We start from the raw sequence: 22,167 nt of genomic DNA on the forward strand, positions 1-22,167 counted from the left end.
TGGTACAATAATTTTGGGGTGGCAGAAAAGTTTGCTGGGAAGTGGGTGGGTTTCGCTCGCCAAGAGCGCCAGTCTTTAGGCTCGCAATGGCTGTGAATTTTGCCGATCGTGCTGACATTTGCCAGGTTCTAGGTAGTTGCTCGGATTTGGTCGCTGTCTACCTTGCTTGCAGGCTTGTACTCGTGGATTCTACCTTCTCGACAGCAGGGCCTAGTGACAACAAATCTCTCAGCAGTGTTAAGCTTGTCTTCGCGAAGTGCTTTCAAAGGTAATTCGATCGGCTCAGTGGTTTGCCACATTGCTAAAATTTTGTGAATAAAATTTGCTCAGTGGTATATATCTAAAAAATTATGGTATATTTTTTAGTTTCTAGCTCCCAATCAGAGCTTGAGGCTATTAGTTCCCATATTGAGCCTTTGACCGCAAAACTTTAGAGGTAAAATTTCCGATTTTAGATCCTTGATTTTAGATCCTTGTTTCTCAAATCTAGAATCTCAAATCCAATGACTCGGCTGCAAGCTATTTGTAACTGCCCAGCGCAGCTCAAGCGCATAAATTAAAATGATGGCCTCATGGAAGACCGCTTTAACACCCGAGATCCGAATTCTAATATAAACCAATTGATAGTTTCTACTCCTTTTTTTGCAGGATTACCCGATCCCGTAATCGAGAGAGCAACTGTCCACATCGTTACCCGCAGTCATCCGTCAAATCAAGTGATTTTACTCGAAAATGACTGGGGAACATCAGTGTATTTTATATTAGATGGTTGGGTGAAAATTCGCACCTACAACCTAGACGGAAAAGAAGTAACACTGAATATTTTAGGGAAAGGAGAATTATTCGGGGAAATGGCCGCGATCGAAGAAGCACCGCGATCGACAGATGTGATCACCCTAGCCCCGACACTGATCGGCAATATGCCATCTCAGGATTTTGTGCAGCTCATTCATACCGAGCCGCTAGCAGGCATTCGCCTAGCTCAACTGATGGCGCGTCGCCTGCGACAAGTCAACCGCCGCCTGCGTTTGCGAGAGTCTGACAGTACCTCGCGAGTAGCAGATATTCTATTATTTTTGGCAGAGGGACAAGGGAAAAAAATCATTTCCACAGGAGGTACAGAAATTCCCAACCTGCCACACAGAGAATTGAGCAGCCTCAGCGGGCTGGCTCGCGAAACAGTAACGCGAGTGCTGAGTAAGCTGGAAAAAAAAGGAACTATTCAGCGCGAACGTGACGTTTTGTGCATTCCCGACCTCCACGCCTTAGAGCGTCTGTTAGTCTAGAAGTATCAGAGTTTGCTTTTATTGCATCTAATTCAAAAGCACTCTCTGTTAACTAACTGATATTAATGATTTCCCGCAGGAGGTAAAGCTATGAGTTTTAAGAAAATTTTCGCCGCCTTAGATGATTCTGAACTGGGCCACCGCGTCTTCACTCAAGCTTTAGAATTAGCTCTGAGCGATAGCGCGCAGGTAATGCTATTTAACTGCGTTACTGTGAGCACGGTGGGTCAGACGGCAGTGCCAATTCCAGTAGATTTGGGAATGAATGTCGAGTTAATGGATCAAGCTTATCAAGCTCAACGTTTGCGGCTGGAAAGCGATGTAAAACACGCTTCGGGTTTGCTGAAAAATTACTGCGACGCCGCAGCAAACAAAGGATTGCAGGTGGAATTTGACTGCAAAATGGACGGAGATCCGGGGCATTGTATCTGTGAATCCGCCGAAAATTGGGGCGCAGATTTAATAGTGTTGGGGAGGCGCGGCCGCACGGGGTTCGCAGAAGCTTTCCTCGGCAGCGTCAGTAATTATGTCGTTCACCACGCATCTTGTTCGGTTTTGGTAATCCAGGAAGTCAAAATCGAAAAATAAATAATGCTGCTGAAAATTTTGGCTGAGAAAATCCATCTAACATAAGACTTGCGTTCCTACCTAAACCCGGTTTCTGCGAGCAATATTAAATTTGGTGGCGAGGCATCCAAACACTGAAATCGGGAATCAGCCGTATCGGGCGCAAGCCCCCTAAAATCTAAAATCTAAAATCTAAAATCTAAAATCGGGAATCAGCCGTATCGAGCGCAAGTCCCGTAAAATCTAAAATCTAAAATCTAAAATCGGATGAGTGATTTTTTGTCAGCAGATGCTGCCTCTAATTCGGGTAGTTCACCCAATACCAATAACGAGCCACAAACCGCCGATATTTCAGCAATGGCTGGCGATCGCACCAATCCCGATCAGGAGAAGCGCGCCTCTGGGGAAGCGCCTTTAAGGCTCGTAGAAACGGCTTTTTTGGCAAGTACCGCTAGCTTAATTTGGCTGGTAAATTATTACTTTCCGCTAGGGCCTTTGCTGCGGGTTTTTTTCCCCATACCCATCGCCCTAGTTTACTTGCGTTGGGGCAACCGAGCAGCTTGGATGGCAGCTTTGGTATCGGGTTTGCTGCTATCGGTACTGATGGGCCCGACGCGGAGCATTTTATACGTGATGCCTTTTGGAATTATGGGAGTTGCGCTGGGAGGACTTTGGAGGCGCAAAGCGAGTTGGTCACTCTCTATTAGTGTCGGCGCGCTAATTGGTACTGTCGGCTTCTTTTTTCGGTTTTGGCTGCTGTCAGCGTTGGTGGGTCAAGATCTATGGGTTTACGTAACCGCCCAGGTAACAGAGATGGTGGAATGGGTGTTTGTCAAGCTGGGCTGGCTTAATGTACCCAGTTTGAACACAATTGGGGCGATCGCCGCCGGGATGATTTTGGTTAACAATATTGTCTATTTATTTGTAGTGCATTTAGTAGCTTTGCTGCTATTAGATCGTTTGGGAAATCCAATTCCGCGGCCGCCAAGCTGGGTGCAAGTTTTGATTGATTATGAAGAGTAGTTATTGGGCATGGGGCATCGGGGATCGGGCATCGAGCATCGGGCATCGGGCATTGCTAATTGCTAATTGCTAATTGCTACTAAATAACTAATGACTAATAACTAATAGACCTCTCCTGCAAAGCAGGTCTTGAACAGGCAGAATTCCTGTTCCACAATAATTATTGCAGAGGTCTAATAACTAATGACTAATGACTACTGACTACTGACTAATTTATGATTGGTATTTATACAGAAATCGAACAGGGTCAGCGGTGGCTCGATCGCTATCGGGGACCAAAACCGATATTTGCCTGCGTGTTAGGATTTACCGCTACAGGCTTAATTCCGGGGATTTCAGCAGCAGGAGCAACCCCGCACGATCGACAATTTACTTGTTTAGCCGATGCAGAATTTTTGTATAACGGCCCTAAACCGTCGCCCCAATATCCTTTGCCGCCCCTAGAAGCGGGTGCATCGCCGGTATTGATATCTCGCGCTGTAGTCGAAGCTTTGGAGCTTCCCCTTTACTTATTTAATGCTGGTTTACCCCTCCCGCCTCCCGTACCTGCAATTGATTTGGGCGGCACTGCGGCAAAGTGTGTGATTTCTGGAAATGCTTTAGAACTCGAAACTGTCAAACATTTGCTCGAACAAGGATTAATTTGGGGAGCTAAATTAGCCGCTCAAACTAATGGCAGCTATTTAATTTTAGGAGAGTGCGTGGTTGGGGGAACGACTACTGCTTTGGGCGTGTTAATGGGTTTGGGTATGGCAGCGGCGGGCAAAGTTAATAGTTCTCATCCTCGCTGCAATCACGCTCAAAAATTGGCTGCGGTGACAGCGGGACTCAATAATGCTGAGTGGGAAATTAACGGACAAAACAGCACTCCCCTGGAATTGGTAGCGGCGGTGGGCGATCCGATGCAAATAGTGGTGGCGGCAATGGCGATCGCCGCGAGTCGGACTTGCGGGGTGCTTCTGGCCGGGGGTACGCAAATGCTGGCAGTGTACGCTTTGATGCAAGCCTTAGCCCGTGAATATGCTTTAGTATGGGGTCCCGAACAAGTTGCGGTGGGGACTACGCGCTGGGTGGCAGAAGACCCTACAGGAGACACTATAGGACTCGCTAAAGATATCGGCGGTGTGCCTCTGTTGGCCGCGCAGCTAAGTTTTGCTGGATCTCGCTACGGGCAACTGCAAGCTTACGATCGCGGCTATGTTAAAGAAGGTGTCGGTGCGGGAGCCTGTGCGATCGCCAGTGGTCTGACTGCAAATTGGACTCCTCCTCAACTCCTCCAAGCTGTTGAAGCTTTAGCCTCGCGATGTGAAATTAAACATTAGAGAGTCCTGGAGGCACAAAACCTGGTTTTCACTGAAAATATTGGGGTTTTGCAGCGACGAATACACTCGCAAACCTGATTTTTAGTTTTCTGGGCGTCCACGAATCTTAGGAATTAAACATTAAAAATTCAGATGCGCCGATCGAGCTGCGAACATGGTTGTGCTGCTCACCCAGCTTCCTTGTGGCTGAATAATTATATCACTTTCTGTAGCATTTATGCTCTCAGATTTACATAGTTTTCTACACAATATCTGGCTTTGATGCAGTATCCCCCCTGCTAATTGCTGGAGATAAAAAACTCTCTGCAATGAATCTCTAAGTACACGAGCATAAATCAACGCAACTTGTATTTTTTTTGATTAGTACCCGATCCCCGCTAGCAATATTTAATTAGGCCCGCCTAGATGTTGCGAGTGCATTCTTTTGGAGAGCAACTGTTCTTCCAAGGCTGCAATTCGATTGTAAGCTGCTGTTAGCTGAGCTGTTAAGCGCTGGATTTGAATCTCTGCGCTCAGCTCTTTTTCCAGGCTTTGAGAATTCTTGTCGAAGTAGCTGTCATCTAACAGTATGTCCTTGTGTTCGAGGAGGCCGTCGAGACTGCTGTAGCTTTGATAGGACGAGGTTTTGTCATTTCCTACCGTTCCAGAGCGATCGTTTCTCTGTTGCTGGGTCAGCTTCGTCTCCGTGGCAGACGCCAAGAGCTTTTCATTGAGGTTTTCTATGAGTTTGTAGAGGGCCTCGACTTGTTGGCTCAATACTGTAACTTGCTGGCGGAGCGCTTCCATACAATCATCCTTTGGCTCGTAACTTAATATCTTTACATTTTAGGTAAATCTTTACATAACTTGGATTTATCACTAAATTATTTAATTTTTGACGTAATTGTTGTGTTCCCAATCCAGACGGTAGATTTAGGGAGCCAGCTTGAAGATAATCGATCGCTATTCGTGAGTCGATTGTAAATTGTAGATTTTAGGTTTTACATAGCCTTGGACACAGGAACCAGGTTGGTTAACCCCTATACTTCGTTCCAACCTTCAATCAGAGTTAAAAGGTCGGGTTTCTGAGAGTGGGATTGCAGAGCGTCCTATTAGATTGACTTCGCTCTCGCCAGTGCTTTCAGGATTCAGATGAATGGATTTTTAGTTTTTTTAGTTATTAAGCTGTCGCCGATTTAAAAAGGATTTTTCACTTCGGTTGTGTAAAAAGCGTCATCCAACTGCAGATGGCAGCGCTCTCGTGATTTCGTTATATTAAAAAATGTAACACAGATGCAGTCGATCGACCCGGCTGGCGAACACAACTTGCTCAAAGGAACTTGGAACAGAGAAATTAGCGGTTAAGTTGACGGAGTTTTCGGCATCGGAAAGGTCGATCGACAAGCTAGAAGGTAAAATCAGGGCAAGAGCAAAACAGACTCTTTTGGCAGCAGAACCGAGTACAATGGCTCTGTGTTTGAGGAAGAAATAAGACAAATCGGCGCCAACTACCGGACTCGACAAACAATTATTTCCCGGGCTGTAGAACACAAAACGATCGGTCAATATTTAGAAAAGCGGATTCACAGGTGAAACGAAGGTCTTTGCTATTGGGGGCCGCCACCCTAACTTTAAGTCAATTGGCGGCAGGGTGCGACTCGAAGCCCATTCTCAAAATTCGATCGCTCAAAAACGGTATTCCGGCCCAACTGGTAAGCAAATTTAGTCGCGATGTACAACCGTCTCCGCTTTTGCAGGTAACGCAAGAACCACAATTAAAAGAATTATTCGCCCTGTTGCAGGAGTGGAAACGGGTTCCCGAATCAAAAAATCAAGCTAACTTGGTGATGTTGGGAGATTACTGGCTGACTTTGGCAATTAGGCAAAAATTGATTAAGCCGATCGATCCTGCTAAGTTTGCTAATTGGTCACAATTGCCCGAAAGATGGCAAAAACTCGTCAGGCGCAACGATGAGGGTAAATTAGATCCTGAAGGTAAAGTGTGGGCTGCACCTTACCGCTGGGGAAGTACAGTAATTGCCTATAGAACAGATAAATTCAAGTCTTTGGGGTGGACTCCCACAGATTGGAAAGACTTGTGGCGATCGGAATTGCGCGAGCGAATTTCTTTGCCGGACAGCGCTAGAGAAGTTATCGGTTTAACATTAAAAAAACTCGGAAAATCTTACAATACGCAGCAATTAGATCGAGTCCCGAATCTCAAAAAAGAACTCGCAAATCTGCACCGACAAGTTAAACTTTATAGTTCCGACGCTTACCTGCAACCATTGATTTTAGGCGATACTTGGTTGGCAGTAGGTTCCTCTGGCGACTTGCTGCCGCTGCTGCAAACTGAAAAGGATATTGCTTTAGTAATTCCGGTTTCGGGAACTGCACTTTGGACAGATTTGTGGGTAGAACCAGCATCAGGCAATTCAGTTTCTTTAGTGGAAAAATGGATTGATTTTTGCTTGCAGCCTCGGGTTGCTCCTCAATTATCTTTACTGGCTAAGGCTAGTTCGCCGATAATTGTCGGCATGAAACCCGAGGATTTGCCGGAAGCTGTTCGCACTAATTCTGTGTTGTTGCCAGATGCTAAGATTCTTGCTGCTAGCGACTTTCTGCTGCCTTTCGGGGATGCGGGGATTGCGCAATATCGATCGATCTGGCAAGAAATTCGGCAAGTAGTGCAAAGTTAAAATTTCACTGCGTTTTGAGGTACGTAGTTGCGCTTCAGCGCTCTTTTATCCATGAAAGATCACGGAGCATCGCAGTTTTGCATTTATAGTGCTGTCCCCGCTCCCGTATTGTACAATAGGCGAGCGGGACATTATTCAAAGAAAAAATCCTTTTTACAAAAATGAGATGCTTCCAAAGAGCGCTGAAGCGCAACTACGTACCTTAGAAAAATAAAAAAATAGCACGGGTTGAAGTGTTGGTATTTTAATTTTAATGACAATCGTAATTATAAATCACCTGAGAAAAATCTAATTTTTCTAAGTCCTCAGCACGAATCAAAAAGTTACCTACTCCACCATCACCCCAACAAAATTCATCATCACTAATCATGTGTAAAAGTACAACTTTATGGTCTTGGTATTGCGGACTATCCTCACGAGGGTCAGTTTGCGTAAAGTAGCCGTATCCCCCTATTTTATGGTGAATATCGTATAAATTAGCATAATACCAATCAAATAATTTGTAATTATCTGCACTCATTACCTCCCATAATTGTTTAACTTTTGGTTCTTCAAAAATGTTATTCAATTGATAGTCTGCTGGGCAAACCACCTCATTGTCAGGACTAAACTGTAAAGCCAAACATTCTTGAGAATTATTCACATCTTGTTGCTTTAAAGGTGAACATTCATGTTCTTCAAAAATATACTCACTAAAAGGATTATCTGTTGGAAAATTATTTTTATCTACAAATTGCAACGCACTAAGTTTTTGATTGTTTAAAGTTGAATAGCTCTCAGAAAGCTCCAACAAAAAAGCAAAATCTGTTTGACAATTATTTCTGTCAATTTCTAAAAAGTAAAATACTTTGAAATTTGTTTGATTGTCCAACTTCTCTATATCCATTCCATAACTACCTAGATTGTTGTAACTAATATAAAACTGCAAAATTCCTTTTTTGGGGAAAGGCGCTAAATATGGCACTTGGGCAAAGATTTCCTCAAAATTGAGTTGTGCCAAAAGGTGCATATATTTTCCCTCACTATCTTTGGGAAAATCGTAACCTTTCGGCAAGTAAGGCACTCCGCCAAATTTGCTTGACCACAAATCTGTAGCCTTGCGTTCGTAAGTGATTTTGATAACAGGCTTTTCTGAACTTTCAATTTCTTGACGGAAAGGTTCTAATTCAGCAGGAAGTTCAAGGGTTGTTTTCATTTTTTTATACGAATTCTAAACCGCATTTATCAGCTAAAATGTGGGTGCGTCAGCTTTTGATTTCTCGATTATCCCAAAAATCTCTCTAGCTGACGCACCCTACTAAAAGCCTTTGAGTTTGCCTCGAAGACCCGGATTTGACAGAGATTCTAAATCAATTTTACAGCTTAGCCGATCGCCCTTGCACGAATAAACTGCCAAAGCTGTCCCTTGACGGTTGCAAACTCGCACATTGTAACCGTATTCGCTGGCGACAGTGCCGAAACGGTTGACAAACTGATAGCGTTCCATATAATCGAGCAAACTCCAAAGTTGGCGGTTAACTATGATAATTACCCAAGTATTGCCGGGATCGACAAACCAGCGATCGAGCAATTTCCCGCCATAGAGTTTTTGAGCTAACCACAGACTCGGAACGCTTTTTTCGGCTTGGGAAAGGGGGGGCGCCGGCAAATTAGCAGCGTTACCAGTCGGGCAGGCCGGCTGCTGGGAAAAGGCTGCCGATTGTCCCCACAGCAAGGCTCCGAGGCAGGTAGAACCCGCAGTCAGGAACAAAAATAAACTTTTTGTCAAAATGCCGTGTTTGCGGCGGAAAACTTGATTTTCGTGGCGCAATTTGTGGTAATTCATCATATTATTAGACTTGAATGGCATAAATCATTCATTGATACAAAAACCGCAGATGTAAGGCAGATAAACACGGATAAACGCAGATAATTTTAAATTACTCGTTACTAGGCTGGAGCCTAGTAACGCAGATCCGGAGGCTCTGCCTCCATGTTTCCAAGCGAGGCAGAGCCTCTAGATTTAGGTTCCCAGGCTGGAGCATGGGAACCAGTTAATTTTATTATTCTTCAGTCCGCGGAGGCGGACATTGTTTGTATAGTAGCGGTTTCAACCGCCGACTCTTCTTGCTCTTATTTCTGCAAAATTATTAAAATTCCGATCGCTTAAACAATGAAGCAGGCAGACAAACGGTAAAAGTAGAACCGCAATCTAACTCGCTAGTAACTTCTATATCGCCGCCCATCATCTGACAAAAACGTTGACTGATAGTCAGTCCCAAACCAGTACCGCCGTACTTGCGAGTGGTTGAATTGTCGGCTTGAGTAAAAGGTTGGAACAGTCGCTCTTGCTGCTCTTGTGTCATGCCGATGCCCGTGTCCGTCACTCGGAAAATTAAAAAATCTGCATCCAAAATTAACATTTGAGCAACTCTCGGTTGATATTTATTTTTTAATTCTTCACTGGTAATTCTTTCTAAAGTAAGCACGATCGTCCCATTAGCAGAAAATTTAGCAGCATTGCTGAGCAAATTCAGCATTACCTGCCGCACTTTCATCAAATCGCCGTGCATCGCGCCGATATTCTGAGAACTCAATACTTCCAAAGTATTGCCGTTTTTATCCATTAGCGGTTTGATAGTTGTTACTACCTCCTCGATTAAGCCTCCAACATCGAAGCTTTCGAGGTAAATCTCCATCTTGTCAGCTTCAATTTTGGAGATGTCGAGAATGTCCTCTATCAGCCGCAGCAAGTGTTTGCCAGCAGTGCGAATTTTGTCTAAATCCGAGACTAACTCTAAGTTGCCTAACTCTTCGGCATCTTCCACCAGCATATCGCTGTAGCCGATAATCGCATTGAGGGGAGTGCGTAACTCGTGGCTCATGTTTGCCAGAAAAGCACTCTTGGCGCGGTTGGCGAGTTCTGCGGCTTCTTTAGCCAACTGCCACGCTTCCTCAGCGTCTTTGCGTTCGGTGATATCTCGCAGTGTCGCCACCACCGCTTCGACGCTGCCGTCTGTCGCACAAACCGGGCTGAGAATGTACTCGTAGTCGCGGGTTCCCCAGCTTGCCGTGGGGACAATTACTTCGCCTTTCACGGGCTCGGCTGTGGCAAATATGCCGTCGCATTCTTGGTGAACTCGCTGCATAATTGTTGGCGACCAGCCTAATTCCTGCCAGGTTTTGCCAATCATTTCTCTGGGGTTCATGCCGGCAGCTTGAGCGGCGGTGCGGCTGACATAGGTGTATTTTCCCGATCGATCTACTAGAAAAATTAGGTCAAGAGAAGCGCCGAGAATGCCGTCAACTGTTCTGGCGTGTCGGGCTACCTGAGCGGTCATTTGTCTGACTGTGATGGCACCCCGGACTCTGGCGGCGAGTTCAAACCGCAAGAGTTCGTTGGCTTGTTTGAGGAATAGGGTGCGCTGTTCGACTTCTATTTCTAGTTCTGCTTTGGCTTTTTCGAGGGTGAGTTCGGCAAGTTTGCGATCGCTCACATCTGTAGAAATTGTACCGACTGCATAAGCTTTACCTTCGCAGTTGCAGAGGGGAAATTTCAGAGAAATATAAGTGTGCGGGCCGTCGTCTTGAGGGATGATTTCTTCGAGGGTTAGGGGCGAGGAGGATTCGAGAACTTTCAGGTCATTTTCTCGCAAGGCTGCTGCTTTGTCTTGGGGAAAAATATCGCTGTCGGTTTTGCCTGTTATTTGCTCTTTTGCGATGTCGAACAAATTGTCAAAATGGCGGTTGGTGAGCAGGTATTTTCCCTCAACATCTTTGATGTAAATTACTGCTGTTGAGTTGTCTAAAATCGCTTGCAGCAGTGCTTCGCTCTTTCGCAGGGCTTTTTGAGTGTTTTGGCGATCGAGTATTTCTGGTTGCAATTCCCAGTTGAGGCGATTTAAGTCTTGCCAAGCTTCCTGGACTAGATTTAAGGCGATCGCGCTTTTTTCTAGTTCTGTATTTACCTGCCGCGACTGATTTGAGACGGAGTTTTCGGCCAATTCTAGGGGTTGGAAAGCGAGCGGGAGCTGGGGATTTGCGATCTCCCGATCGCCCTGATTTTTTTTATATCGAAAATCGACCGCTAATTTACCGTTTAAACTCGATTTTTTAGGGAATAAATCTGGAAATTCGCCTAAATTTAAATTGTCATAAACTAAATCCAAATTCCGGGATCGCTGCTGCGGTTGGGCAGTGGAGTTAAATGCCCAATTCCCCTCTGCTGTTGATAAATTTGAGTTACCGGGTTTGGCAATCCGGCGGGTGACAGCAACTGCCAAGGCGAAGGGGACAACCGCAGCAGCAGACAGTGCCAGCAGCCAGTTGTTGCCCCACCAGGTTTCGATCGAGGTTTTGGGGATGCCCCGCACTAAAATTGCTGCGGGTTTTCCGGCTAAATTCTCCTGGGATTGGGCAGCTACTGTATAAGTTTGACTGCCTATTTGTACGTTTCCGGCGACTGGTTTGCCGCCGGCAGCGAGTGCAGATTTTAGGAGAGATTTGTCTATCGAATTTAAGTCTGGCAACTGTTTGTTTTTTGTAACTGCTTGCGAACTTGCCAAGACAAATTTGCCGTCAGCCAGCGGTGCGTAGATAGCGTGATATCCGCCGCCCTGTAAATTGAGGGTTTCGCTGTTAGCAACTACCGACGTTTGGCTGATAATTTTTCCTAACACTAACGCAGCAATCACTGTCTGATTTTTTGGATCTTTTACGGGAATTGCTGCGTAGCGGACTAGCACAGGGCGATCGCCATTTCCGGGCGACAAAGAGCCCCATTGTTTCTGAACTTCTGATTTGGCAATGATTTCGGTGGCGGTAATTGGCTCTTTTGCAGCGAATACTCGATCGACTATTTTTTGCAGGTTAAAACTTTTTCCCTTCTGGTTGGAGTTGACGCTAACGACAATCTGCCTGTTTTTCCCCACTAAGGCCGCGCTGTCTATTTCCCCTGTTTTGACTTGATTTTCTAGAACTTGCTTGACTGATTTTCGCAAATCTGATTTTTTATTACCGCTGTTGTAAGCTAAGGCTGTTTGGGCGATCGTTTTGCTGTCAGAGGAGTTTTGCAAACGGTCGGCGGCGCGCTCTAGTTGGAGATTGTAGTCAATTTCACTAAGGCTCAGTTCTGATTTAGCTTGATTTTGCAGTTGATTGCTTTCAATTGCCGATGTTAGCCAAAGTGCTGCTCCCGTTAGCCCAACTGGCAAGATTGTTTGTAAAGTCAGCAGTCCGATTAGCTGTTTTCTGGTAACAGATAAGTTGTAGGTACACGGCTTAAAAGCTGCTTTCAATGTTCTTTCGGAAGTCGCAACTTTAGTTGGCTGCAGACAATTTTGCTGGCTGTCGTTTAACTGAGTATGAGCCATAGTAGTAGATGCGGTATCGGTTGTAGATGACAGGCCATCAATTAATCGGGAAGGGAATCAATTTGAGATTTTAGATTTGAGAATTTAGACTTCGGCGTGAGCGCTCAGTCGAACGATTTTATATTTTATATCGAGTTCGCTTAGTCACTCATCATAAAATTGTTAGCTCTCGCCGGGGGCAATAAAGCAAGAAAATGACTGGGATATTTTTAAATAAATCAATTTCTCGGTATTCAATCAGATTGTCTTATTTAGTTGTTTTTCCATATACTGTCGGCTCCTATTTAAAGTTTGTTGCGAGCAGACAGGGGACATTGGTGTCAACTTCAGACTAAAACCATTTGTATCTCTCGTTTATAGCCGAGTCTCGCTCCCCGTAAATCCCCCTTAAGAAGGGGGACTTTGACGCTCTTGTCCCTGGGGGGTTAGGGGGGATCGGGAAGACTATGAACTCAAACAGTAGATTGGTACAACATAAGACGTTAAGTGGACACCAATGCCTGCAGACAGTCCGCAAACTAAGTAGTTTTTCGCTCGACTCTATCCTAAATTCACTTAAACCAAAGTTTAACGTAATTATTGCAACACTTAGATACACTCGATCGCCTTTTGCCTTCATCACCTTTTTTTCAATCCCACAACCGCCTGCCTGCTTTGCCCCCGAGTCGCTGGTGAGTATCTTTGAGCAAAGTTGGGATGTCTAACTCTTCGGGACACCGAGGCAAACATTCGCCACAATCGGTGCAGCGGTTGCCTTTGTTGCCGGGAAACCAGTGTCCGGCATTTTCAAACATGGCATAGCGGTATTTGCCAAAGTCAGTCATGTCGCACCCGACTGCGAGATTGCGGAGTCGCAATACTTCGGGAATGTTGATGTTTTCCGGGCAAGGCAAACAGGCATAACACTGGCTGCATTTGTCGGTTTTCAAAGTGGCTGCCATAACCGATTCTAGCCGCTCGAATACAGCGATTTCGGCGTTGGTGAGGGGAAAGTCGCGATCGGCATATTTCAGAGGTTGCTCTAATTCTGTCGCATTTGCAGCCCCCACACTCAAAGTCCCAATCCTAGTATCGCTGAGTAAAAAGCGATAGTTCAACTCTAAAGGCGAGAAAGGCGAGCACAATTGTGCGAGAGTTTCCGGGGGCGTGTAGAGTTGCCCTCCTTTATCGGCTGGGGAAATGATGAAAACGCCCATATCTTTGTCTTTGGCGAGTTCAATTGCCGGGGCGTTGCGCTGAAAAAAATAGTAATAATGCAGATTGACAAATTCAAACAAATCTGTATTGATTGCAGCCAAAATCAGATCCAGAGGCCCGTGAGTCGAAAAGCCGACGTGCCGAATGCGACCATCAGCCAGGGCTTTGCGTACAGCTTCCATGCAGCCTGTGGGCGATCGCACAATCGCCAAATGTTCCCAAGTATTCAAACCGTGAATTGCCAGACAGTCGATATAGTCTAAATTCAGGCGTTTGAGGGATGCGTCGATACAGCGTTCCATTGCTGCTGCATCCTCGGTTGGGGAAATTTTCGTAGTGACGTGGAGGCGCGATCGATCGACAGACAAACCAGCCGAAAGGGCCGCGCCAAGATATTCCTCGCTGCAACCGTAACCAGCCGCAGTTTCCAGGTGATTGATTCCCAGAGACACCGCCTGTTTTACAGTCTGACAGGCAGTTTCCTCAGAAGCCAAATAGCGCATGGTTCCCAAGGAAAATACCGACAGGTGCAACTTTGTTTTGCCAAACCGTCGATAGCGCATAAAGGTTAGGAAGTTTCGCCCGGGCTGAAGCCGCTTCTCTTGATCAAATCCTCTGGACGGAGGTTTGAGATAAATTCCCGGAAGGCCCGGCGTTCGGCCTCATCAGCATCTCGATCGACCGGTATCGAAGCATCGGCGACGACTTCTTCCATCACCCAGATGGGGCAGTTCGTTCGCAGGGCTAGGGCGATCGCGTCGCTAGGTCGGGCATCGATCTCTTTTTTAACTTCTCCCTGACGAACGATCAGCACGGCATAAAACGTGTTATCTTGCAGCGAGTGAATAACTATACGCTCCAAGGTAAGACTCCATGCCTCTAAAAAATTGACCATCAGATCGTGAGTTAAGGGTCGAGGAGGCTTGTGACCTTCGATCGCGCTAATAATAGCCTTTGCTTGCTCCTGACCGATATAAATAGGCAAAGCCCGTCGCTCAGTAGCGTCTCTCAATAGGACAATAGGACTGCGCGTGGCTGCATCTAAGGCAATTCCAGCGACTTTCATTTCAATCATTCGATCGGCCTCATAGAATTAAGAAACTGTAAGGCAGTAGAGAACTTGGACATAAAGATCACCTAAATCCAGTATGACTTGATCTTCGCCTGAATCAGCAACAGATCGGGGACTGTCGATTTTAGATTTTAGATTGACTCCGGGGGACAGGGAGACGGCAAAACCTCCTGTCTCTGGTTTGTCCCTGTGATTTGATGTAAATAAGCGATCGACTAAGGAAAAATACTTATGTTTACAGGACTAATTCAATCTCTCGGAAAGCTGAAGTCGCTAGGCAACGATTATTTCCAAATTTCCTGCAGCACATCAAACAACTCCTACCAGATTTTACAAGATTTAGCCATTGGGGACAGCGTAGCCGTGGATGGAGTCTGTTTGACGGTGGTGGAAGTTCTGCCACAAGGTTTTGTCGCCGTCGCTTCCCCGGAAACCCTGCGCCGTACTACTTTGGGAGCATTCCCCGATGCTTGGGTCAACTTAGAAACCTCCCTGCGCGCCGGTAGCAAATTGGGGGGACATTTCGTGACCGGGCACGTAGATGCGATCGGCACTTTAGCCACATCAACCCAAACCTCCAACGCTTGGGAAATGCGGTTTACTGCCCCACCAGCAGCAAATTCGGGATGGCAGCGTCAAATCGCACCTTACATCGTTTCCAAGGGCAGTATCGCCGTCAACGGCATCAGCTTAACCGTGGCAGATTGCGATGCTGACGGCAATTGGTTTGAAGTTGCCGTCATTCCCCACAGTTTTGGTGAGACAAACCTCAGCTATTTGCAACCAGGAAGTTTAGTTAATTTAGAAGCAGATATTCTGGGTAAATATGTCGCCAAATTTCTCCGCAGCGGCACAAAATCCCATCCCGAACCGTGGGAAGAAACCCCCACAATCAACAGTTTGGGAACAATCACACCAGAATTCTTAGCAGAACACGGATTTATCTAATCTGTGGGTACGCACCGCGCACCTTGCTAATATCTGAGATATTACACCATCCTCAATAAGCCTTTTACGCGCGGGTTATCCTGCCCAACCCCACAAGAAAACTCACTCTTTGTGGAACAGGCAGGTGAGCCTGTTTTTGAGTTGTAGAAGGCATCAGGAGCGAATGAATTATATCAATAATTGACTGTTCAAAGCAGACGCACTCCAGTAACTCTTAATTCTCTGTCTACGCTCTCTGCGGTTCATTAATGAAATTTTATTCCTCAATAAAATTGTTTTTCTCCCAAAACAATCCCGCAGCAATTCCTGCCTGAGAAACTAAAAACAATGCAGCAATTAATAGCTTTTGAAAGCCCGGTGCGTGGAAAAATGGATAAGTTAGCAAATTCAGATAAAAGGACGGATGTTGTAGTTTCCCATTAGCCTCGCGTTTCGAGATAATTTGCTGAAACAAAAAAGCACCTCTACCATAATTGAATTGTTGTTTCCAAAATTTGCGAAGAGTTAGTGCATGGAAGTGATAGACTATAACTTCGGGAGCGTAAATTGCGGCTTTGCCCGAATGCAACCACCGATCGCAAAATTCCCGGTCTTCTCCAGCCGCTAGAGAAAAAGTCGTGTCAAAGCCGCCGATTTTTTGGAAAGCCTCAGCGGGAAGGGCAAAATTGTTAGAAGTGAAAAATTGGGCGCGATCGCCAATAGCATTATAGTAACTGTAAAGGTAATCGATCAGTTGCTGGCTGGCAGTAGAATAGATGTTATCCGGCAGCGCGTTTACAGTTCGACCTCCGATTAAGCAATCTGGTGTTTCCACAAATCGCTTTTCCAGATTTTGCAGCCAATCTACCCCCACAGTACAGTCATCGTCTGTAAACACTAAAAATGTGCCTTCTGCGGCAAAAGACCCAGTATTTCGCGCCGTTGCAGGGCCGGAGTTGGGTTGTGTCAGAAGTTTGATATTTAGCTGATTTTGAAAAGCGGAAATGGTATTTTCTACAGAGATTTCGGTGCTATCGTTGACCACGATAACTTGAAATTTATCGCGCGGATATTCAATTTCAACAAAAGACTGAATACACGCCGCTAATTTATCGGGGCGATTGTAGGTCGGAACAATAATTGAAAATAGAGTTTTAGCTTGGTTCATGGTAACTAATAACTTTTAATTTTTCAAGCGATATAACACCGACTCAGTATTAAAATCTTTCCCAAAAACTGGTTGCAGCGGGCCCTGGGGACTTGTCAGCCAAGATAAAGCTTTTCTAGTAGCTGCGTTTGTCTCAGTCAGGGGCCCGAATCCCACAGTCCTAATTTTATGTTGTCGCAGGTTGTCAACCCATGCCGAAAGTCGATCTGGTCTAAACGGCACATATAAAACTTTTCTGTCCAAATTTTTCCCGTAAAATAGGTAGCTGCGCGAACTTAAAAAGAAGCCTATTCTTTCATCTGGTAGTGTATTTTTATCAATATATTCGTAAATACCGCGATACAGCTCTGTCCGTGCAAAATCTCGCTTTTCCCTCCAATGACCAATTAATATCAATCCTATACACACACCAATTATCACTATATAAATTGATTTATTGCGACTTGGAAATAGATGATTCAGCCATCCGAAGCCAGGATTTATTTTCAACAAGATCGCAGCCAGAGTCAGTGACACAATATAAAATATCGGATATGGTAATATATATTGCCAACTTGGAGCTAATATTTTCCAGATACTATTAATAGCTTCTACTGGATTAGACTTAAAATTGTCAATCAATAAACTCCCCCAAACAATACTATCTCCGGTGAAAGAAGCATTTTTAATATAATCAAAAATTGTGTTGCTAGTAATTCCGAAAAAACCACTAATCAAAACCACTGCCAGAACAACTTGATTTTGAGTTTTCAAGAGAGTTGCTGTAGCTGCTGCGGCGACGGCGAGTACGCTTAAAAAGGGAAATCCGTATCTGAGGTTAAAACCGAGTATAGGGCTGAGTTTACCGATCGACTCTCCGACAGTACCGGAGGTGTAAGGTGTAATTAAATACAGAATTCCTGTGCTGGCGAGAAGTACAATTAAAATAATATTATTTTGATTAATTCTTCTGGTTTTACTTTGGATAAAAGCCAGAGGCGCTGCCAATACCTGAAGTGCGATCGCCAGAAAGGGCAGTTGCAATCTAATGATAATTTGTAAGCCGACAGTTTGCCAGTGGGAAAAATTGCTGGGATTAAATTGAGCTGCTAAAGTGCTTTGCCAAATCTTTAGAAGTGGCGAAGCGGGCGGCTGCTGTACCGGAGGTGTTGGTCCAGGTACGGGAGGCGGTAAGGGAACAGGCTCTAAGGGAATTTTAATATCGCCGACTTCGCTGACAGGGTAATTGATTTGCAGCAAGTTTCTCGCATACCAAAAACCTCCTAAAAGCAAGCAACAAGCTACGCTGCACAGCAAGACTGGTTTGAGAAAGTGGCGAATTCTAAATTTAGCTGATGTAGATTTTTTATTAACCGCGAATCTTTTAATTTCTAATATTGCTAATCCTCCTAAAAGTGAGGCTGCATAGACTATCCCAGTGATTTTTATTCCAGCTAGCATTCCTACGGCTGCCAAAAATAGGGATAGTTCCGATTGCGATCGGCTGCTGTGATAGGATAGACCAAGATACAAACCTACTGTAAATATTGCAGCTAGCGGTAAGTCTGGGTGAATGGTGTTAACTTGGTTGAGCACCATCGGTACTGTCAATACTAAAGATGCTGCTGCCAGAGCGTGAATTCGGGTTGCTCCAAATTTTACGCTTAATAGATAAACGGCAATTCCCTCAAGTACCCACGCAATTAGCAGGGGAAAAGCTGCGAGAAAGTCTTCTCGGAAGGGGAGTACACACAAAGCAGATAAAACGTGCCAATTGTAAGGATATACTCGGGCTTGTTCTTGTTCAAAAATCCAATTTCCGGCGGCATCTAATAAGGTAAATGAATGGGTTTGATACCATCGAGCGATCGCAGGTAGGTGAAACCACAATGAATCATAATTGGTTGTGGGTTTGGTTGCGAGAATTTGTAACAGCAAAAATCCTGCAATAGCGGTGGCAAAAATAATTAGGCGTTCGGATTTAGCCAGAGGTTGCTTGAGTTGGGGAATCGGCCACTCGGAGAAGGTAAAAGTTTTGTGGTTTTTTGTATAAATCAGGATGAAGCCGATCGCACCAATCAGAATTTCTGCTATAATCACGGCAGAAATATTTAGGCGATCGACACTTCCTAAAATCAAGCCGATACAAACTTGTACAATACTCCATCCCGTCAGGAGTATGAGTAAAAAATGAGGAAATGAATAGTTATTATTTTCTTTCTGATTCTCAAAGGCAAGAGACAAGCTTAAGGGAATTGGCCCGACTAGAATAATCAGAAATAAAATTAATTCCCACAAATGCTGCGCTATTAGCATAAGCTCCAAGTTACCATTTTTTATTAGTTTTTCCTCGTTACCAGAAAAAGCCTGGTAACGAGGAAAAGCAACGAGTTCGCCTGTTCGTTGCACCAAACATAAATTTTCTTGTGGGGTGCGCTTTTCGACCGTTCCACAAGAAAATTAATTTAGGCAATTCCCAATTTTTACCTGTTAGCTTGCTTCTGAGGTTTGGGTTTGAGGGCTTCAGTATCTTTGGGCTTAGAAGTGTCAGCTTTTAACAGTTCGGGGAATGGCGGCTGGAGGTTGTGAACTTCGATGTCCATTCCCAGCGGCAGAGGTGGAAGCTGGGGCAGATCGTTTTCCAAATCCTTGAGTCCGCTAGCGGTTTGTATTTCCACCATTTTCGGCATTTGCGGTACTTTGGCGGTTTCCAAACTGCCGATCATTTTTGCCAGAGCGAATTCTAGCTGAGAGCCCGGATCGATCGCCACCCAACCCTGGTCAGTCATTTGGCGAACCTCGAAGTGGAGGTGAGGCCCTGTAGACATTCCCGTACTGCCGACGCGGCCGATAGTCTCTCCCTGTTTCACCCACTCTCCCGGTTTCACAAACAGTTCCGAAAGGTGGCCGTAGAGAGTTTCCTGAGACTTTTTGCTGTGGTTGAGAACCACAGTCAAACCGTAGCCGCCCAACCAATCGGCGATCGCCACTTGACCCGCATAGGCCGCCAGTACGGGCGTTCCCATCGGGGCTCCCAAGTCAGTTCCGGTGTGAAACCTGCCGTAGCCCATAACCGGATGAGTCCGCCACCCAAACGGCGAAGTAATTGCCGAAGCAATAGATAGCGGAAACAGCAAGCTGGTGTTGCCATTTCCGGGGAGGCCTGCGGGACGCGGCGTGAGATTGTAGTAAGCAAAACCGGTATTGCTGCCGCTGCTGACACTAACGGCACCGACTTGAACAGGCCCGAGTCCCATGCTGGGCGCTGGAGGGCCGCCGCCGTAAGATGCAGATCCGGCATAATACCCAGCGTCTGCGGAGTATCCAGTGTTTGCGGAGTAGCCGATGTTAGCAGAGTATCCAGTGTCTGCGGAATATCCTGCGTCTGCGGAGTATCCAGGGTTAGCCGAGTAGCGCGGGGGTGCGTAAGCAGATTCCGGCGGGTTGGAACTCCCCCAAACCTGGCTGCCTATTTGTTGAACGGCTTGACCGATTTTACTGACAGGATTTCCGCTACTATTTCCTGCCACAGTTTCCCGAACATCGCCCGGAAGGCTTTCTGGCAGATTTCGAGGAGGAGGGGCTGCAATATAGCCGTTGCCTGCGATCGGAGTTTCCGGGCTGTAGCTTGGTTCTCCTGCATCTGCCGTCACCGGCTCGGAAACAGGAGGAGGCGCACAACCGCCAACTCCTTCGCAGCCGGTCGATCGTTCTGCAAACTCTATTCTGGTTGGCGCTTCGTACTCGGTGGTAGCGCCAACACTGTAGTCTGTTTGGTCGATTTCAGCGTGGGCTGGGTTAACGGGCGCTTCAAAAGGCGGCTCCTGGGCCGTCGCTTCTGGCAGGGGAATCAGCGCTGGCTCTGGCAGATAATATTCCGTGGGAGGTGGTTCGCTGGCGTACTCCGGCTCGGACGGCGGTGCGGCATCAAAAGGCTCGGACGGTGGAACTTCTGCCTGCGGTTCAGGGTATGGTTCTGGCGACCCTTGGCTGTATTCGGGTTCCGGGGGCGGGAGAGGAGCTTCAAATAATGGCTGGAGGTCTGCTGCGCCGGGGACGGCTTGTTCTGCTGGCGGAGTTTCGGCTTGAGCCCAAACAAGGCCTTTGCTGAGCAGTCCCAGACTGGCAAGGCAACCCAGTCCCACCAGCAGTGAGCGATCGGACAAAAGGCGCGATCGAGTCCGGGCGCCTGTAGGGTTCTTTTTTTGCTGTTTGGTGTTCAAAGGGGCTGTTATTTGCTTGTCTGGAACTGGTTTCACGATTTTTTTTCCCAACTCAACAGGGGGCACAAGGATCTCGAAGTCAGGATCGAATGTATGGCAATCCTTGTCTTTATATACAGGCCTAACTGATTTTACCGGGCTTGAGGCAATTTTTTTTGCACATAGAACAAGCTCAAATGCCTTACGCATTCACTCGCGATCGATATCCGGTTTTTTCGATCCCGATGGCACTTGCCTAGAAGTCTGTGACGGCCACACTGATGATAGCGCTTTGGCGTTCGTCTATGTTAATTAGTTGCCTATATTTCTGGGGTTCTGCAAAATTTCGGCGCAGTCGGTCGTCCTAAAACCGCCGACTGATCGAGATTTTTTCCTAAAAGCTAGCCCTGCCTTTAAACTTCGCGGACAAAATTTTTGATTGTTTAGAATACAAGCTAAATGATGCGCTTGGGTAAGGATAGGTTTCATGACTGTAGCTGGCGATCGCTTGACAAATTTTCCTGAGTCTGAATGCGCCGGAGGACCTGACAGTATCAGTTGGGACTGGCAGAGTTCTGAAGGCTTGCCTTATCTGACTTGCAGCTTGCTTTCTCGCTGGTCTCACGGCTTTTTTACGCGCGATTTCTCGCCCCAGGGGCCGATCGATCTGACGGCAGTTCTCGAACCGGGAGCTAAGGTTTACCGACTCCAACAGGTACACGGCAATGCGGTACTCAAAACGAGTGATTTGTCCCCGGTTGTGGCTCCGGCCCCGGAAACCGCTGCTCCAAGCTATGCTGAGGCTGATGGCTTGGTTGCCGATCGAGAATTGGAGGCGCTGTGGGTTTGCTCGGCTGACTGCGTGCCGGTGCTGATTGCTGACGATCGCACGGGACTGGTTGCTGCAGTTCACGCGGGTTGGCGCGGGACTGCTGCTAAGATATTACCAGAGGCGATCGCTCAACTTGTGGCACAAGGCAGTCAACTAGAAAATCTGAAGATTGCTATGGGGCCGGCGATCGCTGGAGAGGTTTACCAGGTATCTGTGGAAGTAGCAGCGGAACTGGGAGCCACCATTGCTCCTAAGAGTGCCGTTAGTGCGACAGCCGACGGCATTCTAGAGTTTTTGCACCAACTGCCGGAAACGCCTGTCTTAGCCGATCCAGAACCGGGAAAAGTACGCTTGGATGTTCGCCTCTGCAATGCTCTGCAATTGCAGCAGTTGGGAATCGATCTTTCTCAAGTGGCGATCGCTCCTTTCTGTACTTATTCTGACTCGGCTCGCTTTTTTTCCTACCGCCGCGATCGACTTAAAAAAGTCCAGTGGTCGGGAATTGTGAGTGCCTGCGGGACAAGTCCCTTCTGAGGGCATTTGGCAGAAGGTAAAATTTTAGA

At 46.3% G+C, this 22,167-nt stretch carries 18 protein-coding genes; 8 read left to right on the forward strand and 10 right to left on the reverse strand.

What is annotated here, in order from left to right; all coding sequences use genetic code 11:
* Positions 1-128 precede the first annotated feature (128 nt).
* On the reverse strand, positions 129-299 hold the full coding sequence (locus tag QUA27_RS06410) for a hypothetical protein (RefSeq protein WP_333067050.1): 171 nt from the start codon (positions 297-299) through the stop codon (positions 129-131).
* Positions 300-572: 273 nt separating this feature from the next.
* Between QUA27_RS06410 and QUA27_RS06415 the strand changes: the two genes are divergently transcribed.
* The 4 genes from QUA27_RS06415 (at position 573) to cobT (ending at position 4,198) form a co-directional block, all read left to right on the forward strand.
* On the forward strand, positions 573-1,286 hold the full coding sequence (locus QUA27_RS06415) for a Crp/Fnr family transcriptional regulator (protein ID WP_333067051.1): 714 nt from the start codon (positions 573-575) through the stop codon (positions 1,284-1,286).
* Positions 1,287-1,376: 90 nt separating this feature from the next.
* Positions 1,377-1,874 carry a universal stress protein gene (locus QUA27_RS06420; protein WP_333067052.1) on the forward strand — a complete coding sequence of 166 codons (498 nt, stop codon included), beginning with the start codon at positions 1,377-1,379 and terminating at the stop codon, positions 1,872-1,874.
* A gap of 246 nt (positions 1,875-2,120) precedes the next feature.
* Positions 2,121-2,876 carry a DUF2232 domain-containing protein gene (locus QUA27_RS06425; RefSeq protein WP_333067053.1) on the forward strand — a complete coding sequence of 252 codons (756 nt, stop codon included), beginning with the start codon at positions 2,121-2,123 and terminating at the stop codon, positions 2,874-2,876.
* A gap of 215 nt (positions 2,877-3,091) precedes the next feature.
* Positions 3,092-4,198: a nicotinate mononucleotide-dependent phosphoribosyltransferase CobT gene (gene cobT / locus QUA27_RS06430; RefSeq protein ID WP_333067054.1), complete on the forward strand. Its 1,107-nt coding sequence runs from the start codon at positions 3,092-3,094 to the stop codon at positions 4,196-4,198.
* 387 nt (positions 4,199-4,585) lie between these two features.
* Here cobT and QUA27_RS06435 read toward each other — a convergent pair whose 3' ends face one another.
* Positions 4,586-4,984 carry a hypothetical protein gene (locus tag QUA27_RS06435; protein ID WP_333067055.1) on the reverse strand — a complete coding sequence of 133 codons (399 nt, stop codon included), beginning with the start codon at positions 4,982-4,984 and terminating at the stop codon, positions 4,586-4,588.
* Positions 4,985-5,650: 666 nt separating this feature from the next.
* Here QUA27_RS06435 and QUA27_RS06440 point away from each other — a divergent pair.
* Entirely contained in the window at positions 5,651-5,770 is a 120-nt protein-coding gene (locus QUA27_RS06440) for a hypothetical protein (RefSeq protein WP_333067056.1), read from the forward strand.
* On the forward strand, positions 5,767-6,876 hold the full coding sequence (locus QUA27_RS06445) for an extracellular solute-binding protein (RefSeq protein WP_333067057.1): 1,110 nt from the start codon (positions 5,767-5,769) through the stop codon (positions 6,874-6,876). The genes QUA27_RS06440 and QUA27_RS06445 overlap by 4 nt, the downstream gene beginning before the upstream one ends.
* Before the next feature lie 250 nt (positions 6,877-7,126).
* Here the strand turns inward: QUA27_RS06445 and QUA27_RS06450 are convergent, their stop codons facing one another.
* The 5 genes from QUA27_RS06450 to QUA27_RS06470 form a co-directional block, all read right to left on the reverse strand.
* Positions 7,127-8,071 (reverse strand): YwqG family protein, encoded by a 945-nt coding sequence (locus tag QUA27_RS06450; protein WP_333067058.1) that lies wholly within the window; start codon positions 8,069-8,071, stop codon positions 7,127-7,129.
* A gap of 102 nt (positions 8,072-8,173) precedes the next feature.
* Positions 8,174-8,704: a hypothetical protein gene (locus QUA27_RS06455; RefSeq protein WP_333067059.1), complete on the reverse strand. Its 531-nt coding sequence runs from the start codon at positions 8,702-8,704 to the stop codon at positions 8,174-8,176.
* A 301-nt stretch (positions 8,705-9,005) separates the two neighbouring features.
* Positions 9,006-12,227, reverse strand: a complete 3,222-nt coding sequence (locus QUA27_RS06460; protein WP_333067060.1) for a PAS domain-containing sensor histidine kinase — start codon at positions 12,225-12,227, stop codon at positions 9,006-9,008.
* A 629-nt stretch (positions 12,228-12,856) separates the two neighbouring features.
* Positions 12,857-13,987 (reverse strand): aldo/keto reductase, encoded by a 1,131-nt coding sequence (locus tag QUA27_RS06465; protein WP_333067061.1) that lies wholly within the window; start codon positions 13,985-13,987, stop codon positions 12,857-12,859.
* 5 nt (positions 13,988-13,992) lie between these two features.
* Positions 13,993-14,499 carry a bifunctional nuclease family protein gene (locus tag QUA27_RS06470; RefSeq protein WP_006635481.1) on the reverse strand — a complete coding sequence of 169 codons (507 nt, stop codon included), beginning with the start codon at positions 14,497-14,499 and terminating at the stop codon, positions 13,993-13,995.
* A 228-nt stretch (positions 14,500-14,727) separates the two neighbouring features.
* Between QUA27_RS06470 and ribE the strand changes: the two genes are divergently transcribed.
* Positions 14,728-15,444: a riboflavin synthase gene (ribE, locus tag QUA27_RS06475; protein ID WP_333067062.1), complete on the forward strand. Its 717-nt coding sequence runs from the start codon at positions 14,728-14,730 to the stop codon at positions 15,442-15,444.
* Between the two features lie 256 nt (positions 15,445-15,700).
* Here ribE and QUA27_RS06480 read toward each other — a convergent pair whose 3' ends face one another.
* The 3 genes from QUA27_RS06480 to QUA27_RS06490 form a co-directional block, all read right to left on the reverse strand.
* The gene (locus QUA27_RS06480) at positions 15,701-16,591 is read right to left on the reverse strand and encodes a glycosyltransferase family 2 protein (RefSeq protein WP_333067063.1); all 891 of its coding nucleotides are present in this window, start codon (positions 16,589-16,591) and stop codon (positions 15,701-15,703) included.
* Positions 16,592-16,606: 15 nt separating this feature from the next.
* On the reverse strand, positions 16,607-18,979 hold the full coding sequence (locus QUA27_RS06485; RefSeq protein ID WP_333067091.1) for a glycosyltransferase family protein: 2,373 nt from the start codon (positions 18,977-18,979) through the stop codon (positions 16,607-16,609).
* A 74-nt stretch (positions 18,980-19,053) separates the two neighbouring features.
* A complete protein-coding gene (locus QUA27_RS06490) occupies positions 19,054-20,829 on the reverse strand; it encodes a M23 family metallopeptidase (RefSeq protein WP_333067064.1) in 1,776 nt (591 codons plus the stop codon).
* A gap of 430 nt (positions 20,830-21,259) precedes the next feature.
* Here QUA27_RS06490 and pgeF point away from each other — a divergent pair, with 430 nt between their 5' ends.
* Positions 21,260-22,138 carry a peptidoglycan editing factor PgeF gene (gene pgeF, locus QUA27_RS06495; RefSeq protein WP_333067065.1) on the forward strand — a complete coding sequence of 293 codons (879 nt, stop codon included), beginning with the start codon at positions 21,260-21,262 and terminating at the stop codon, positions 22,136-22,138.
* Positions 22,139-22,167: the final 29 nt, after the last annotated feature.

The sequence above is a fragment of the Microcoleus harperi Pol14_C6 genome (genome assembly GCF_036701295.1).
In the GTDB taxonomy this organism is placed as follows: Bacteria; Cyanobacteriota; Cyanobacteriia; order Cyanobacteriales; family Microcoleaceae; genus Microcoleus.

Coding starts and splice junctions, on each gene's coding strand:
- QUA27_RS06425 (WP_333067053.1), top strand. CDS start 2,121: ATGAGTGATTTTTTGTCAGCAGATGCTGCCTCTAATTCGGGTAGTTCA.
- QUA27_RS06410 (WP_333067050.1), bottom strand. CDS start 299: ATGTGGCAAACCACTGAGCCGATCGAATTACCTTTGAAAGCACTTCGC.
- QUA27_RS06480 (WP_333067063.1), bottom strand. CDS start 16,591: ATGAACCAAGCTAAAACTCTATTTTCAATTATTGTTCCGACCTACAAT.
- QUA27_RS06455 (WP_333067059.1), bottom strand. CDS start 8,704: ATGATGAATTACCACAAATTGCGCCACGAAAATCAAGTTTTCCGCCGC.
- QUA27_RS06420 (WP_333067052.1), top strand. CDS start 1,377: ATGAGTTTTAAGAAAATTTTCGCCGCCTTAGATGATTCTGAACTGGGC.
- QUA27_RS06470 (WP_006635481.1), bottom strand. CDS start 14,499: ATGATTGAAATGAAAGTCGCTGGAATTGCCTTAGATGCAGCCACGCGC.
- QUA27_RS06450 (WP_333067058.1), bottom strand. CDS start 8,071: ATGAAAACAACCCTTGAACTTCCTGCTGAATTAGAACCTTTCCGTCAA.
- QUA27_RS06460 (WP_333067060.1), bottom strand. CDS start 12,227: ATGGCTCATACTCAGTTAAACGACAGCCAGCAAAATTGTCTGCAGCCA.
- pgeF (WP_333067065.1), top strand. CDS start 21,260: ATGACTGTAGCTGGCGATCGCTTGACAAATTTTCCTGAGTCTGAATGC.
- QUA27_RS06465 (WP_333067061.1), bottom strand. CDS start 13,987: ATGCGCTATCGACGGTTTGGCAAAACAAAGTTGCACCTGTCGGTATTT.
- QUA27_RS06415 (WP_333067051.1), top strand. CDS start 573: ATGGAAGACCGCTTTAACACCCGAGATCCGAATTCTAATATAAACCAA.
- cobT (WP_333067054.1), top strand. CDS start 3,092: ATGATTGGTATTTATACAGAAATCGAACAGGGTCAGCGGTGGCTCGAT.
- QUA27_RS06435 (WP_333067055.1), bottom strand. CDS start 4,984: ATGGAAGCGCTCCGCCAGCAAGTTACAGTATTGAGCCAACAAGTCGAG.
- ribE (WP_333067062.1), top strand. CDS start 14,728: ATGTTTACAGGACTAATTCAATCTCTCGGAAAGCTGAAGTCGCTAGGC.